This window comes from Turicibacter sp. H121 (assembly GCF_001543345.1).
In the GTDB taxonomy this organism is placed as follows: Bacteria; Bacillota_I; Bacilli_A; order MOL361; family Turicibacteraceae; genus Turicibacter; species Turicibacter bilis.
Genome location: NZ_CP013476.1, coordinates 872,998 through 887,877 on the forward strand (window position 1 = coordinate 872,998; position 14,880 = coordinate 887,877).

The following is a 14,880-nucleotide window of genomic DNA, read 5'->3' on the forward strand; positions in this document are numbered from 1 at the left end:
AATAATCATCTAACCTTTATCTTTACTCTCAAAATAAAATGAACTCTTTTTTTACTATTACTTGTTATCCTATGAATAGCTTCTCTTAATATTAGATGTTTTTTCCTCCAGTTATTATTTTATTACCACGCTAAAAGCTTTTTAGAACCACCTGCATAGCAGGTGGTTTTCATTTATACAATAAAAAATGGAATGCAAATTGCATTCCATTTCTATTATTTATGTTTTACCCATCCAATGGCAACAGCACCTGGTCCACCATGAACCGCAACAACTAATGAAATTGGATAAATCTTAACTTCGTGATTTGGGTAAACTTCTTGTAATTCAGCTTGGACTGTTTTAGCTCCTTCTTCATTACCAATATGCATAACAACTAATTGATAATCATCCGTTAATTTTGCTTCTTTTCCAATTTCAATTAATCGTTTTAATGACTTTTTAAAGGTACGAATTTTCTCAATTGCTTGTAATGTCCCATCCGGTTGCATTTGACAAATTGGCTTAATTTGCAATAAGCTTCCTAAAGCAGCTTCCACATTTGATAAACGTCCACCTTTACGTAAATTCGTTAAATCATTGATGGCAGCATAGAATTGATTATTTTCACGCATCATTTCTAAATAATCAAGAATTTCTTGTACTGAAGCACCTTCTTGTGCTTTTTTAGCCGCATAGACAGCAAACATCCCTTGTGTATAAGTAACTGTGCGTGAATCAAACACATGAATATGTTCTGGATTAACCATTTCTGCGCATGTTTTAGCTGTTTGATGACTTCCACTTAATTGGCTTGAAATATTGATATGAATAATATCCTCATATCCTTGTGCAAATAATGATTCATATAATTCCATCGTTGACCCTGGTGACGGTTGTGATGTCGTTGGTAATCCACTATAGTTTTCACAACGCTCCATAAATTCTTCTGGTGTCATATCAATAAATTCACGGTAAGACTCTGTTCCAAATACAATTGAAATATAGTTTACATGAATATCTAACGCTTTTAATTCTTCAGCAGGAATACATCCTGTGCTATCAGATACGATCGCTATTTTTGCCATATCCTTTTACCTCCCAAATGATGACTATTAAATGTTATATTGATCCGGCATCCAGCAAGCTCCAACTCCACCACGTCCAAAGTGAATCGCCATAACTGGTCCGATTTCATTTCCTACATGTACCTCAACTTGATCTTTACACGCCTCTTCCATTAACGCTTTTAATTCATTTGCACCTTCAACGGCATTCACATGTGTAATACGAACAATTTGCTTTCCTGATTTTGAAACATCTTCACGTAAACGTTCAACAATCCATTTAAAGACACGCTTTTTTGTACGAACTTTATCAAAGACATCTAATTTACCATCTGATAATCCGATAATCGGCTTAATATTTAATAAATTTCCGATACTTGCTGCTGCTTTTGATAAACGCCCTGTACGTACTAATGTATTTAAATCATCTACATATAAATACATTGGTCCATGAGTTTTATAGAATTCAACTACTTTAATAAGCTCTTCAACGTCTTTCCCTTCTTCTAAAAGTTGGCATACACGTAAAAGAACATTTTCTACTCCTATCGATGCTGTATTCGTATCAATCACTGTAATACGTCCTTCAGCACCTTCTACCATCGTACTAGCAATACGTGCGGAATTAACTGTACCACTCACATGATTTGTGCAGAATAACCCTAAAATATAATCATAGTCTTGAAGTAATTTTGTATATAATTGAACAAATTCTTCTGGTGCAGGTTGTGATGTTGAATAGGTAGCTCCTTCATCAATCATACGAAATAATTCTTTATTATTAATTTCCTTTTGTTCAGCATATGCTTTATCATTTACGATAACATTTAGATACCCGTAATAAACATCTGGATAACGGTCTAAATCAGCTGCTGTTAAATTTGTAAGACTGTCTGTTACAATAGCGACTTTCATAATCCACCTCATTATTTTATCTATCAATATTATAGCACATCTTTAATTCATCAAAATGCATGACTTCTAAATATCTATCAAAATTAGTTTTAATTTCAAACCTTATTTATATTTTAATGGAAAAAAGAAAAATGTCAACTTGTTCACCTAGATTCTGTTAATTATAACTGGTAGATTCTTTTACATCAAACACTTTGACCTCTTCGTCAATCTGAATATCATTTTAAGAGTTAAATTCAATCATAATCATCTCTACCTCTTTAGATATGAAGTTTTAGAAAAGATGGTTAATTTTTATGTTATAATTAATTCAAACTAGTTGAGGTGATACATTTGGAACGTTATTTAATGGTTGCACAAGATGGTGAACACGAAATCGTTGTTGATAAGTCACGTTTTATTTGTCATGTCAAACGTGTCTATAATGATCAAGACGCTATGGAATTTATTAAAGAAATAAAAAAAATTCATTGGAATGCTACACATAACTGTTCAGCTTATCAAGTCGGAGATTTCAATGAAATTCAAAAAGCCAATGATGACGGTGAGCCAAGTGGAACAGCCGGTGTCCCGATGCTTGAAGTATTAAGAAAACAAGGCATTAAAAACTGTGTGGTAGTTGTAACGCGCTACTTTGGTGGCATTAAATTAGGTGCTGGTGGTTTAATCCGTACTTATGGAAAAGCCGTCTCTGAAGCGATTAAAGAACTTGGAGTCATTGAACGAAAAACAATGAAAACCATGTTTGTCAATGCAGACTACAACTTACTAGGAACAATACAAAGTCGTTTAGAAGGAACGGACTATTTAATCAGTCAAGTCCACTACACGGATAAAGTGTCAGTTGAAGTCTTAATCGATGTTGATTCAGAAGAGACATTTACCTCTTGGATTATTGATATGACAAATGGTAAAGTCGATGTTGTCCCTGGAGAAACATCATTTAAAGAAGTCCCTTATCATCGTGAAGCATAAGAAAAACCATTATCCACAAAAAAGATGGATAATGGTTTTTTATTGACTATTATTTTTAATGAAGTTTTGATACGCAACAAATCCTTGTTCAATTTTATTAGGAACAGGTTTATAATAAGTTTTATTTTTTAAACGATTCGGTAAATACTGTTGTTTAACATAATGATTAGGATAATCATGTGGAAACTTATATTCGATGCCATGACCTAATTTCTTTGCTCCTCCATAATGCGCATCCTTTAAGTGCTTTGGTATTTCACCAACGTTACCTACCTTTAAGTCGGCTAAGGCTTCATCAATGGCCGAAATTGCTGAATTTGATTTTGGACTATTCGCAAGTAAAATAACGGCTTGCGCAAGTGGAATACGAGCTTCAGGAAAACCGAGTTGCATCGCTGCATCTGTACAACTTTTAACGATAGAAATCGCTTGTGGATAGGCAAGTCCAATATCCTCAGCTGCAATCACTAACAGACGACGACAAATAGAGGTTAAGTCACCGGCTTGAATCAAACGTGCTAAATAATGAATGGCTGCATCTGGATCACTTCCGCGGATTGATTTTTGAAACGCACTTAAAGTGTCATAATGCTGGTCACCAAATCGATCATAAGAAAAGCCCGCTGTCACCGTACATTCACGGGCAACCTCCATGGTTAAAACGAATCTTTCTGTACGACAGTTTGGATAAAGTGCAATTTCTAATGCATTAAGCGCACGACGCAAATCTCCGTTAGCGACATTAGCAATATAATGTAATGCTTCTTCCTCATAAGTCAGTGGATAGAGATAAAACTCTGACTCTACAAGCTCGACTGCACGTTTGAGTCCCTCTACAATCTCTTCTGGTGTCAAAGGCTTAAATTCTAAAATAGTAGACCGACTTAAAATGGCGCTAAAGATAGTAAAATAAGGATTTTCTGTTGTACTCGTAATCAGGGTAATCTGCCCAGTTTCAATATATTTAAGCAACGTCTGCTGTTGCTTCTTATTAAAGTTCTGAATCTCATCTAAATACAAGAAAATACCATTCATTCCTTCTAGCGTATTTAAACTTTGAATAATCTGCTTAATATCTTCCGTCTTTGCATCGGTTGCATTCAACTTATAGATTTTCTTATTTGAAAGACTCGCAATAATATTCGCAATCGTTGTCTTCCCTGTCCCACTCGGTCCATAAAAAATAAGATTGGGGATATGATTAACTTCAATTAATTTTCTTAAAATTTGATTTTCACCAATTAAATGTTGTTGCCCAACAACCTCATCTAACGTTCTCGGACGAATTAAATCAGCTAATGGCTTCATGCATTCTCACCCCTTTATAAATAGCATCGGATATTTATTGTATCACTTAGTTTCATGAAATAAAACTAAACACTTGAATACACATTAGCTCATGTATTCATCACTTCTTGCTTACTCATCATTTCTTTGAAACTATTTTTTAATGTTGGTAAAATCTAATATTTTGTTGATAACCGACGCACTAACTTTCAAAGTTATTAAAAAAGCTTCAGACAAATGTCTGAAGCTTTTTATCTGTCTTAACGACGGCGGATTTTATCGATATGATCAAGCATGATTCCTGTTCCGATAACAACACAATGTAATGGATTGTCTGCTACAAAGACAGGAACATGTAATTCGTCTGCTAATAAACGGTCTAATCCGTGTAATAATGCTCCCCCACCAGTTAACACGATACCTTTGTTCATGATATCAGCTGATAATTCTGGAGGAGTTTGTTCAAGTACATTTTTAGCTGCATGAACAATGATGCGTACTGATTCACGTAATGACTCTTCAACTTCTGTTGATGAAATTGTAATTGTGCGTGGTAACCCTGATACTAAGTCACGTCCACGAACTTGTAATTCTTCTTCGCGACCTTCTGGATAAACAGTTGCAACACTAATTTTAATTTCTTCTGCTGTACGATCCCCAATTAATAATTTATAATTTGTTTTAATATAATCTACAATATCTTGGTCAAAACGGTTACCGGCAATTTTAATTGATGCTGATGTAACAATATCTCCTAATGATAAAACGGCGATATCTGCTGTTCCACCACCAACATCGATAACCATGTTTCCTGATGGTTTAGAAATATCCATTCCAGCCCCTAATGCTGCAATTTTTGGTTCTTCTTCAATGAAAACTTCACGCGCTCCACATTTTTCCGCTGCTTCACGAATTGCATTTTTTTCAACTAATGTAATATTAGTTGGACAGCAAATCATGATACGTGGCTGTGAAAGCATTCCTTTAATATTTAATGAGTTGATAAAATGTTTTAACATCATTTCAGTTGCTGCGATATCAGCAATAACCCCATCTTTCATTGGGCGTACAACTTCAATCTTTCCAGGTGTACGTCCAAGCATTTGACGAGCTTCTTCACCAGCAGCGATCATTCGTCCTGTTTGTGCATCCATTGAAACGACAGATGGTTCCTCTAGAACAATTCCTTTACCTTTTTCATATATTAATACGTTAGCAGTACCTAAGTCAATTCCAATATCTTTAGAAAATAGCATACTTTCCTTCCTCCAAACTAATTTTTCAGTATTAGTATGTCTAAATAATTCATCACTATTTTATATTTTATCACAATTATATAGGTACGACTATATCTTTTCAAAGCGAAAAAATATTTTTCAACAAAAAAAGGCACTAATTTACATTAGTGCTTTTTTATTATTATAAATCACCTAATTTTTTATCAATGACAGTTTCAGGATTTACTTTAACATTATCTTTTAACACTTCAAAGTGGACAACGTTTCCTGAATCCGGTTCAAGTTGTGAAAGTCCTGTTTTACCGATTACATCACCTTGTTCGATTTCAGCTCCCGCTTCAACAGCTACATCATAAACACCTGTATAGACTGTTTTAACACCATTTTGATGTTCGATTGTCACAACTGTTCCTTTTAGAACTTCATCTTTAACAGTAAGAACTTTTCCTGATAAAGCGGCTACAACGCTAACTTCTTCATTATTAGAGTTTTTTAAGCTCACACCTTTAGATTCACGAGTATATACTGTTTCTCCTACTTTGTAGTTGAATAAACTTTTTACTTGGATCGATGTGTCAGCTGTTTGGTCATAATACGATTTAGCTACTACAACATCCTCACCTTCAAGTGGCGATTTAATAACTTCTTGTAATAGAGCAACTGTTTTAGCATCTGTTGTTTTATTGACAGTTGTTGTTCCATCACCATTTGTATAAACAACATCATTATCACCATTTGCTGGATTAGATACTGTTTGATTTCCGTTCATTCCAGTTAACCATAATTGAACGCCTGCAAATGTAGCAGATGCTCCTAGAAGTACAACTAATGCGAAGCTAATTGGATCGATTTTTTTGAATAATTTTTTGTTTTTTAGATTTGACATTCTTTCTTTGAATTTCATATGATCATCACCTCACCGTTATGATGACCACATTTTTCCTATCTTATTCAAAATTAGTAATTTTTTTCAATTATATTAACATTTTGGTAATAATGATTAATGATATCTCGATAGTTTTTCCCCTGTTTCGCTAATTCATTAGCTCCATATTGGCTCATTCCGACTCCATGTCCATACCCATATGTCGTAATAATCACCTTATTGTCATTAAATGTTAGTGAAAAATCCGCTGATCTTAAACCGAGAATTTCTCGAAATTCACGTCCTGAGTAAACTTTATCACCGACTAAAATTTCATTCACATTCTTTCCTTCTGTTTTATTTAAGATCACAAAGCTATCTTTTGTTAAACTTTTATTATTAAATTTATTTCTTAACTCATCTAATGTAAATTCTGTTTGAACTTCATAGTTAGGTGCAGTTTTATCCCATTCACTATTGACGCTTTTTAAATAGGGATACGATGTTGACCAGTAATCTTCTGAATTTTCTGTATAGCCATTACTAATCGAGAAATAAAATGGCTTAATTAATTCATCTTGATATGTAATAATCTCTCCTGCTGTCTCCTGAACAGCTTGTGAAACTTTTCCATAATACTCATCAAATTTATCCTGCCACTTCTCTTTGAGTTGTTCATTGTCTAAGTAAACTTGATGCTTGACCGTATCATGAATAGCATCTTGTGATTCTAATAATTGAATCGTATAAGTTCTAGCCGCTACGGCCTGCGCCTTAAGTGCCTCAAGATCATATAAAGCTGGCATTTCACCTGAAACAACTCCAATTAAATATGTTTCTAAAGGAAGTTCAATGGATTCATTTTTTGCTTCCCTAAAAACAGTCACTATCTGTTCATTCGTCCCCTCTTCTTCTTGATTTTCTTCTTCGTTTTGTTCTTTTGTAATAGCCAAAGATTGAGGGGGATTAAAATCCGTTTCTGGACTTTGTGCTTGGTAAATGACTTGAAATGAAAGTGGAATACAAATCAAAGTTACGATAAAGATTACAAATCCTACTGCAATTTTTTTCACGATATCACCTATCTTTTCTAAAAATACATCCTATTCAAAGGTATGCACAAGATAAAGTGATATGACTATTAACTAAAAGATTTGTTTAATTAAAGAAAAGATATCGGTAAAATATCCTAAAAACAGCTTACTAATACTAACTGTTAAAATCATATATAAAAGAATGATTTCCTGACGACCTGTTCCTTTTTTAAAAAGTTGTTCTAATCTTAACGACATTAAAACTTTAAACACAATAGGTAACATTAAAATATACCAAATAATCATGAAATACGCTTGAATATTCATTGTCATCCCTCCTAAAAAATAAAACCTATAAATCATTCATAGGTTTTATTTTACACGGATTTATTTATTATTTGAATAAGTTAAGTAGATTTTCTGAAGCAACTTCTGGTTCTGATCTCCAAGAATAACATTTTCAACAGCTACTCCAATTTCCGTACGAACTTGACTCATAGAGTATTTATCTGTAAAGAAAGCTGGCGTATAGTAATAAGCACCTTCTTGTGCTGGTCATGAAATCTTTGTTGTATCTTTGTTAGATAAAAATAAGAAATAGGTAACATTATAAAATAAGAGGTATTTTTGTTTTTGATACAATAGGTGACAAGACACCTTTGATAACAAATAAGAAAATAATGGTTCTATAATATTTGGTGTGGGTGATTCCCACACTTCTTTTATTTGGAATAAAAAATAAGTATAAAAAAAGAGACATCACGTCCCAAATTCTATACCATGTAATTGACCAAAAAAAACACGAAAGGATTGGGTTTATGTCTCACAATAATTGTATCTTAACTTTACTCGATTTAAAAGATAAAAATATTACTTTTTCAGAAAATTGGATGAAAGATGTTCAGATTAACGGGATCCGCTCTAAGGTGATTTCTGGTATCCTCTCTTTTCAACCGACCCATTGTTACAACTGTGGTCATCTCTTTGACTCACAAATCATTAAACACGGCTTCAAAACCTCTCGTATTAAGATGATGAAACTCTCTGGCTTTGATACCTATCTCGATTTAAAAAAGCAACGCTATAAATGCCGTCATTGTGATCGTACCTTTACGCTTAAAACCTCTCTTGTGGAATCTAATTGTTACCTTTCTAATCCCCTTAAACAAGCCATTTTCCTAGAGGCTAGCCATAAAAAATCCGAGTCAGATATTGCCCGTGAACTCAACGTATCCCATTCAACGGTCAATCGGATCATTCATACATCGTACGAGGAACAATCCCTTCATTTTAACTCTCTTCCAAAGGTGCTTTGTTTTGATGAGTTTAAGTCGGTCAAATCAGCGGAAGGGGCTATGTCATTCATTTTTTGTGATGCTTCTAATGGGAAGTTAATTGATATCGTTGAAGACCGTCGTCTAAGCACTTTAAAACCTTATTTCATGCGATTTTCTAAGGAGGCCCGTGAAGGTGTAACTCACGTTGTTATTGATATGTATGCTCCGTATATGACACTCATTAAAGAGGTGTTTCCCAACGCTAAAATTGTTTTAGATAAGTTCCACGTCGTTCAACTTTTATCTCGTGCCCTCAATAAAACTCGTATTCGCTTCATGAACCAAAACAAAGAATTCTACAATAAATTCAAACATTATTGGCGCCTTTTATTAAAAGCCCAAGAGGATATCCATTCTACCCACTACTTCTATTCTAACTGTTTCAAAAAGCAGATTTCTCAACAAGAAATCATCGACTTTTTACTCGCTTTAGATCCGGAATTAAAAGCCACTTATGACTTCTATCAAACCATCAAACAGGCCATCAAACTTCGCAACTTTGATGCTTTTCATCATGCCATTCAAAACCCCTCTGACTTACTTTCACCTGAAATGAAAACAGCTTTAAAAACATTAACTAACTACCAAGATTATATCAAAAATACGATTGAAACATCTTATACCAATGGAGTGCTTGAAGGGATTAATAACAAGATTAAAGTGATTAAACGCATGGCCTTTGGATACCGTAGTTTCTATCATTTCAAAGCTAGAATTTTGATTATCCATAAGTACACCTTTGAACAAAAAAATAAAAGGAATCAAACTGCTCAATGAGCAGCTTAATCCCTCACGATTACAGGTATAATATTTCTTCACCCACACCAGTTGACAAAGAGCCAAAATAATAAGAATTCCTATAAAAAAAGAGGCCATATCGGCCTCTTTTTATTCAGAGATTCTTTTTTCACCAACTCGTATTTGGTTGAGAAGTTTCGCAATTTCCATTTCAGATTTAATTAAATCTTCACGGGTTTTAGCGTTTTGTTTTTGACGTTCACTACGCTCAAGCTCCATTTTAGCACGTGCAACATCAATGTCTTCAGCCATCATTGCATCATTTGATAAAACGTTAATGTGGTTATTTGAAACCTCAAAAATTCCATTATCAACAGCAATGTATGAGCTTTCCCCATTCATATCGATACGTAACTCTCCAACACCTAATGGTGTCATCATTGGAATATGATTGTGTAAAACAGCAAAATCTCCGTCAATCCCACGAGCGAAGACGCGTTCTGCTTCTCCATCGAATACAAGTTTATCTGGTGTTACTACGCGAATAGTCATCACTGACACGGTACCACCTCACACTATTTCATCTTATTAGCTTTTTCGATAGCTTGTTCGATTGTTCCAACTAAGCGGAATGCTTCTTCTGGTAAATCATCATGTTTTCCATCAAGGATTTCTTTGAATGCACGAACTGTTTCAGCAACTGGTACGTAAGCACCTTTTAATCCTGTGAACTGTTCTGCAACGTGGAAACTTTGTGATAAGAATAATTGGATACGACGAGCACGGTGTACTACTTTTTTATCTTCGTCACTTAACTCATCCATACCTAAGATAGCGATGATATCTTGTAATTCACGGTAACGTTGTAACATCATTTGGACACGACGAGCTACATCGTAGTGTTCTTGTCCAACGATATCTGGTGATAACGCACGTGATGTTGATGCTAATGGGTCTACTGCTGGATAGATACCCATTGCCGCAATACGACGCTCTAAGTTTGTTGTTGCATCTAAGTGGGCGAATGTTGTAGCTGGTGCAGGGTCAGTATAGTCATCTGCAGGTACGTATACAGCTTGGATTGATGTGATTGATCCTTGCTTAGTCGAAGTAATACGTTCCTGTAACTGTCCCATCTCAGTTGCTAATGTTGGTTGGTACCCTACCGCTGATGGCATACGTCCTAATAAGGCAGAAACCTCAGAACCTGCTTGAGTGAAACGGAAGATATTATCGATGAATAATAATACGTCTTGTTTCATTTCATCACGGAAGTATTCAGCCATCGTTAAACCTGTTAAGGCAACACGTAAACGTGCACCAGGTGGCTCGTTCATTTGTCCGAATACCATGGCAGTTTTGTTAATTACTCCTGATTCAGTCATTTCATGGTATAAGTCGTTCCCTTCACGAGTACGTTCTCCTACACCGGCGAATACCGAAATCCCACCATGCTCTTGAGCGATGTTGTTGATTAACTCTTGGATTAATACAGTTTTACCTACTCCGGCACCACCGAATAAACCGATCTTACCACCTTTGATATAAGGTGCTAATAAGTCTACGACTTTGATTCCTGTTTCAAGAATTTCAACTGTTGTAGATAATTCATCGAACTTAGGAGCTTCTTTATGAATTCCTTCATGAGGAGCGTCAGCTGATACTGCTCCTTTGTTATCTACTGGTTGACCTAATACGTTAAAAATACGTCCTAAAGTTACCTCTCCTACTGGAACGCTAATTGCGCTTCCTGTATCGACAACTTCTAATCCGCGGACTAACCCATCTGTTGCATCCATTGCGACAGTACGTACAACACCATCACCAAGTTGCACTGCAACTTCAAGTGTTAATGATTTACGTTCCCCACCAACTTCATAATCAACAGTTAAGGCATTGTAAATAGCAGGAAGATGATCTAAGTCAAACTTCACGTCTACTACTGGTCCGATTACGGCTACAATATGACCTGTTGCCATTTATGATGACCTCCTTTTATTCTAAGGCTGAAGCTCCACCAACAATCTCTGTGATTTCTTGCGTAATTGCTGCTTGCCTTGCTCTATTGTAAACTAACTGTAAGTCTTGAATAATTTCTAATGCATTATCTGTTGCATTTTGCATCGCATTCATACGAGATGCATGTTCTGAAAGCTTAGCTGTAATTGCTACCCCATAAATTGTACCTTCTAAGTATTTAGGTAAAATAGCATTAATTACATCTTCCTCTTTAGGTTCAAATGAATACTGAGCCGTTGCCTTTTCAGCTTTCTTTGGTACTAAAGGTAAAATTTGTTTTGTAGTCGGTTCTTGAGCGATTTTAGAGATATAGTTATTATAAATAATAACTACTTCACTTAAAGCACCATCCATATAATCACCGATTACTTTATCAACAACAGGTTTAATGTCTTGATATATGATGTCATCTGGAACAAAAACAAATTCATTTTCAATCGTTAAATCAGCACGTTTTGCATAATCAAATCCTTTACTACCGATCATATAAATTTTATATTGATCTTTCGTTAGAGAGTTAACTTCATGCTGTAATAACTTTAAAACATTTCCGTTATAGCCACCTGCTAAACCACGATCAGATGTGATAACTAAGTATCCTGTACATTTTGATTCGCGTTTTGATTTGAAGAATGGATGGTGTCCCATACTAGATGTACTAGAAATGTTACGAACCATATCTTCAAGTGTTTGCATATAATGGTGATAGTTTTTAGTTTTAGCTTCAGATTTTGTTAATTTTGCAGCTGAAACCATTTGCATGGCTTTTGTAATTTGACTCGTACTTTGAGTCGAAGTAATTTTATCTTTAATGTCGCGCATTGACTGAGCCATACTTGTTCACCGCCCTTCTATTAGTTAAAAACGGCTTTAAAGCTCTCAAGTGCTTCGTTTAATAAGTCAGTGTCTGGTAAATCTTTTGTATCACGAATGTGAGATAAGATTTGTGGACGTTCATTTTCTAAGAATGTATATAATTCTTTTTCAAAACGACTAATATCAGATAATTCAATACTATCTAAGAATCCGTTAACTAAAGCATAAAGGATACATACTTGTTTCTCAACAGCGATTGGTTGATGAACACCTTGTTTTAATACTTCAATTGTACGTTCCCCACGAGCAAGTTTAGCACGAGTTGCTTCATCTAAATCAGATCCGAATTGAGCGAATGCTTGTAACTCGTAGTAAGAAGCTAAATCAAGACGTAATGTCCCCGCAACTTTTTTCATTGCTTTGATTTGAGCAGATCCCCCTACACGTGATACTGATAATCCGGCGTCAACTGCTGGACGGATACCAGAGTGGAAGTAATCTGATTTTAAGAAGATTTGTCCATCTGTGATTGAAATTACGTTTGTTGCAACGTATGCAGATAAGTCACCTGCTTGAGTTTCAATGAATGGTAACGCAGTAATTGATCCTGCTCCTAATTCATCGTTTAACTTCGCTGCACGCTCTAATAAGCGTGAATGTAAGTAGAATACATCCCCTGGATATGCTTCACGACCTGGTGGGCGGCGTAATAATAATGATAATTCACGGTAAGCAGCTGCTTGTTTTGATAAATCATCATAGACAATTAATACGTGTTTTCCTTGGTACATGAATTCCTCTGCCATTGTTACACCTGAATATGGGGCAATATATAACATTGGAGATGGAGAAGATGCTGCTGCAGATACAACGATTGTATAATCCATCGCATCATGTTTCTTTAACGTTTCAACTACTGAGTTAACAGTAGATTCTTTTTGTCCAATTGCAACGTAAATACAGATAACATCTTTACCTTTTTGGTTTAAGATTGTATCAACGGCGATTGCAGTTTTACCTGTTTGACGGTCACCGATAATTAATTCACGTTGACCACGTCCGATTGGTACTAAAGCATCAATCGCTTTGATACCTGTTTGTAATGGTTCATGTACAGATTTACGAGCCATTACTCCTGTTGCTTTTACTTCTGTTGGACGGAATTTATCTGTTTCGATTGGTCCTAAACCATCGATTGGATTTCCTAAGGCATCAACAACACGTCCAATTAAAGCGTCCCCAACTGGAACTGACATGATGCGTCCTGTACGTTTAACTTCGTCACCTTCACTGATTGAACGGTACTCACCTAAGATGATAACCCCAACGTTATCTTCTTCAAGGTTTTGTGCCATCCCTACAGCACCTGAGGCGAATTCAATAATTTCACCAGACATAACATTTTGAAGTCCGTGAACACGAGCGATTCCGTCCCCAACTGTTAAAACTGTCCCAGTTTCAGTTACATCTAATACTTGCTCATAGTTTTTAATTTGATCGCGCAAAATTGCACTAATTTCTTCTGGTCTGATGGCCACCAATGCTCACCTCTATTCTATTTTAACTCAACATTTAATAAGTTATTTTTTAAGTTCTTTAATTGTAATTTGATTGAGTTATCATATACAACATTACCTAAATTAACTTTATATCCACCTAATAATGATGGATCAATTTCAACATTAAGTTTAACTTTTTGATTTAACTTTTTCGTGAATGCATACGTTAACTCTGTTAACTGACCTTCACTTAAAGCAACTGCGCTATATACAGTTCCTTCAAGAATGCCAAAATGTTGATTCACTAATTCGTTATAAGCAATCATAATTTCAGTTAATAAATTAATACGATCTTTATCAATTAAAACCATTAAAAAATTAACTAAAATTTGTGATGCATCTTTAGAGAAAATTGTTTTAATTAACTCTTTTTTATCATTTTTATCTAATTTAGGAAGCGTTAAAATCTCCATAAATTGTGGCTGCTCTTTCATAACAGAGCGAATAACATTGAAATCATTTTTAATGTCTTCTAAAACATTTGACTCAAGCGCTGCATCAAATAATGCTTGAGCATAAGTAGAAGCGATTTTACTCATGGCTTCCACCTACTTTAGCAATGAATTGATCAAATAATTCGTTATGAACATTAGCATCGATTTCTTTTTCAATCATTTTCTCAGCTGAAGATACAGCTAATTCTACGATATCTGAACGAATTTGAGCATAAACTGCTTTGCGTTCTTGCTCAATATCTGCTGCTGCTTTAGATAATTTTTGTTGAGCTTCTTTACGAGCATTAGACACGATTTCATCATGCATATGTTGTGCTTGTTTTTTAGAGTTTTCAACAATCTCACGTGCTTCGTCGCGTGCAACTTGCACTTGTGCTTCAGCAGACTGTTTTAAAGCCATCGCATCAGCTTTTAACATTTCTGCATGGTTAATCTCTTGAGAAACTAATTCTTGACGCTTACGTAAGAATTCTTTCATAGGAGCCCATGCAAAACGTTTAATCACTAAGAATAAGACTAAAGTCGATAAAATTTGTAACGTAAAATTGACTAAGTCTGGCATGATATAGATTTGCAAGTAGGTTGCCCCCTTTCTT

The 14,880-nt window shown here is 35.1% G+C and carries 15 protein-coding genes; 2 read left to right on the forward strand and 13 right to left on the reverse strand.

Going from position 1 to position 14,880, the window contains the following annotated elements; all coding sequences use genetic code 11:
• Positions 1-215 precede the first annotated feature (215 nt).
• Entirely contained in the window at positions 216-1,067 is an 852-nt protein-coding gene (locus AT726_RS04215; RefSeq protein WP_055242824.1) for a DegV family protein, read from the reverse strand.
• A 27-nt stretch (positions 1,068-1,094) separates the two neighbouring features.
• The gene (locus AT726_RS04220) at positions 1,095-1,961 is read right to left on the reverse strand and encodes a DegV family protein (RefSeq protein ID WP_055275168.1); all 867 of its coding nucleotides are present in this window, start codon (positions 1,959-1,961) and stop codon (positions 1,095-1,097) included.
• A gap of 333 nt (positions 1,962-2,294) precedes the next feature.
• On the opposite strand from AT726_RS04220, the gene AT726_RS04225 reads away from it, so the two are divergent.
• Positions 2,295-2,936, forward strand: a complete 642-nt coding sequence (locus AT726_RS04225) for a YigZ family protein (protein ID WP_082411186.1) — start codon at positions 2,295-2,297, stop codon at positions 2,934-2,936.
• Positions 2,937-2,975: 39 nt separating this feature from the next.
• Here the strand turns inward: AT726_RS04225 and AT726_RS04230 are convergent, their stop codons facing one another.
• The 5 genes from AT726_RS04230 to AT726_RS04250 form a co-directional block, all read right to left on the reverse strand.
• Positions 2,976-4,244 carry a replication-associated recombination protein A gene (locus AT726_RS04230; protein WP_055275170.1) on the reverse strand — a complete coding sequence of 423 codons (1,269 nt, stop codon included), beginning with the start codon at positions 4,242-4,244 and terminating at the stop codon, positions 2,976-2,978.
• Between the two features lie 239 nt (positions 4,245-4,483).
• Entirely contained in the window at positions 4,484-5,479 is a 996-nt protein-coding gene (gene mreB, locus AT726_RS04235) for a rod shape-determining protein MreB (RefSeq protein ID WP_055242818.1), read from the reverse strand.
• Positions 5,480-5,642: 163 nt separating this feature from the next.
• A complete protein-coding gene (locus AT726_RS04240; protein ID WP_055242815.1) occupies positions 5,643-6,365 on the reverse strand; it encodes a M23 family metallopeptidase in 723 nt (240 codons plus the stop codon).
• Between the two features lie 53 nt (positions 6,366-6,418).
• Positions 6,419-7,399 (reverse strand): stage II sporulation protein D, encoded by a 981-nt coding sequence (gene spoIID / locus AT726_RS04245; protein WP_055242812.1) that lies wholly within the window; start codon positions 7,397-7,399, stop codon positions 6,419-6,421.
• 72 nt (positions 7,400-7,471) lie between these two features.
• Entirely contained in the window at positions 7,472-7,687 is a 216-nt protein-coding gene (locus AT726_RS04250) for a hypothetical protein (protein ID WP_055242809.1), read from the reverse strand.
• A 491-nt stretch (positions 7,688-8,178) separates the two neighbouring features.
• Between AT726_RS04250 and AT726_RS04255 the strand changes: the two genes are divergently transcribed.
• Positions 8,179-9,474: an ISL3 family transposase gene (locus AT726_RS04255; RefSeq protein ID WP_068758944.1), complete on the forward strand. Its 1,296-nt coding sequence runs from the start codon at positions 8,179-8,181 to the stop codon at positions 9,472-9,474.
• Positions 9,475-9,585: 111 nt separating this feature from the next.
• On the opposite strand, the gene atpC is transcribed toward AT726_RS04255, so the two are convergent.
• The 6 genes from atpC to atpF are packed head-to-tail and all read right to left on the reverse strand — an operon-like array spanning position 9,586 to position 14,861.
• Positions 9,586-9,987: an ATP synthase F1 subunit epsilon gene (gene atpC, locus AT726_RS04260; protein WP_237252482.1), complete on the reverse strand. Its 402-nt coding sequence runs from the start codon at positions 9,985-9,987 to the stop codon at positions 9,586-9,588.
• Positions 9,988-10,010: 23 nt separating this feature from the next.
• Positions 10,011-11,414, reverse strand: a complete 1,404-nt coding sequence (gene atpD, locus AT726_RS04265; protein WP_055242805.1) for a F0F1 ATP synthase subunit beta — start codon at positions 11,412-11,414, stop codon at positions 10,011-10,013.
• Positions 11,415-11,430: 16 nt separating this feature from the next.
• Entirely contained in the window at positions 11,431-12,288 is an 858-nt protein-coding gene (gene atpG / locus AT726_RS04270) for an ATP synthase F1 subunit gamma (RefSeq protein ID WP_055242803.1), read from the reverse strand.
• A gap of 20 nt (positions 12,289-12,308) precedes the next feature.
• Positions 12,309-13,808 carry a F0F1 ATP synthase subunit alpha gene (gene atpA, locus AT726_RS04275; RefSeq protein WP_055242801.1) on the reverse strand — a complete coding sequence of 500 codons (1,500 nt, stop codon included), beginning with the start codon at positions 13,806-13,808 and terminating at the stop codon, positions 12,309-12,311.
• Between the two features lie 17 nt (positions 13,809-13,825).
• Complete coding sequence (locus AT726_RS04280) at positions 13,826-14,368, reverse strand: F0F1 ATP synthase subunit delta (RefSeq protein WP_055242799.1); 543 nt, start codon at positions 14,366-14,368, stop codon at positions 13,826-13,828.
• Positions 14,361-14,861, reverse strand: a complete 501-nt coding sequence (gene atpF, locus AT726_RS04285; RefSeq protein WP_055242797.1) for a F0F1 ATP synthase subunit B — start codon at positions 14,859-14,861, stop codon at positions 14,361-14,363. The genes AT726_RS04280 and atpF overlap by 8 nt, the downstream gene beginning before the upstream one ends.
• Positions 14,862-14,880 lie beyond the last annotated feature (19 nt).

What these genes read in the sequence shown, in the direction of transcription:
- AT726_RS04215 (WP_055242824.1), bottom strand. Translation starts at nt 1,067, where the DNA reads ATGGCAAAAATAGCGATCGTATCTGATAGCACAGGATGTATTCCTGCT.
- AT726_RS04220 (WP_055275168.1), bottom strand. Translation starts at nt 1,961, where the DNA reads ATGAAAGTCGCTATTGTAACAGACAGTCTTACAAATTTAACAGCAGCT.
- AT726_RS04230 (WP_055275170.1), bottom strand. Translation starts at nt 4,244, where the DNA reads ATGAAGCCATTAGCTGATTTAATTCGTCCGAGAACGTTAGATGAGGTT.
- mreB (WP_055242818.1), bottom strand. Translation starts at nt 5,479, where the DNA reads ATGCTATTTTCTAAAGATATTGGAATTGACTTAGGTACTGCTAACGTA.
- AT726_RS04240 (WP_055242815.1), bottom strand. Translation starts at nt 6,365, where the DNA reads ATGAAATTCAAAGAAAGAATGTCAAATCTAAAAAACAAAAAATTATTC.
- AT726_RS04250 (WP_055242809.1), bottom strand. Translation starts at nt 7,687, where the DNA reads ATGAATATTCAAGCGTATTTCATGATTATTTGGTATATTTTAATGTTA.
- AT726_RS04255 (WP_068758944.1), top strand. Translation starts at nt 8,179, where the DNA reads ATGTCTCACAATAATTGTATCTTAACTTTACTCGATTTAAAAGATAAA.
- atpC (WP_237252482.1), bottom strand. Translation starts at nt 9,987, where the DNA reads ATGACTATTCGCGTAGTAACACCAGATAAACTTGTATTCGATGGAGAA.
- atpD (WP_055242805.1), bottom strand. Translation starts at nt 11,414, where the DNA reads ATGGCAACAGGTCATATTGTAGCCGTAATCGGACCAGTAGTAGACGTG.
- atpG (WP_055242803.1), bottom strand. Translation starts at nt 12,288, where the DNA reads ATGGCTCAGTCAATGCGCGACATTAAAGATAAAATTACTTCGACTCAA.
- AT726_RS04280 (WP_055242799.1), bottom strand. Translation starts at nt 14,368, where the DNA reads ATGAGTAAAATCGCTTCTACTTATGCTCAAGCATTATTTGATGCAGCG.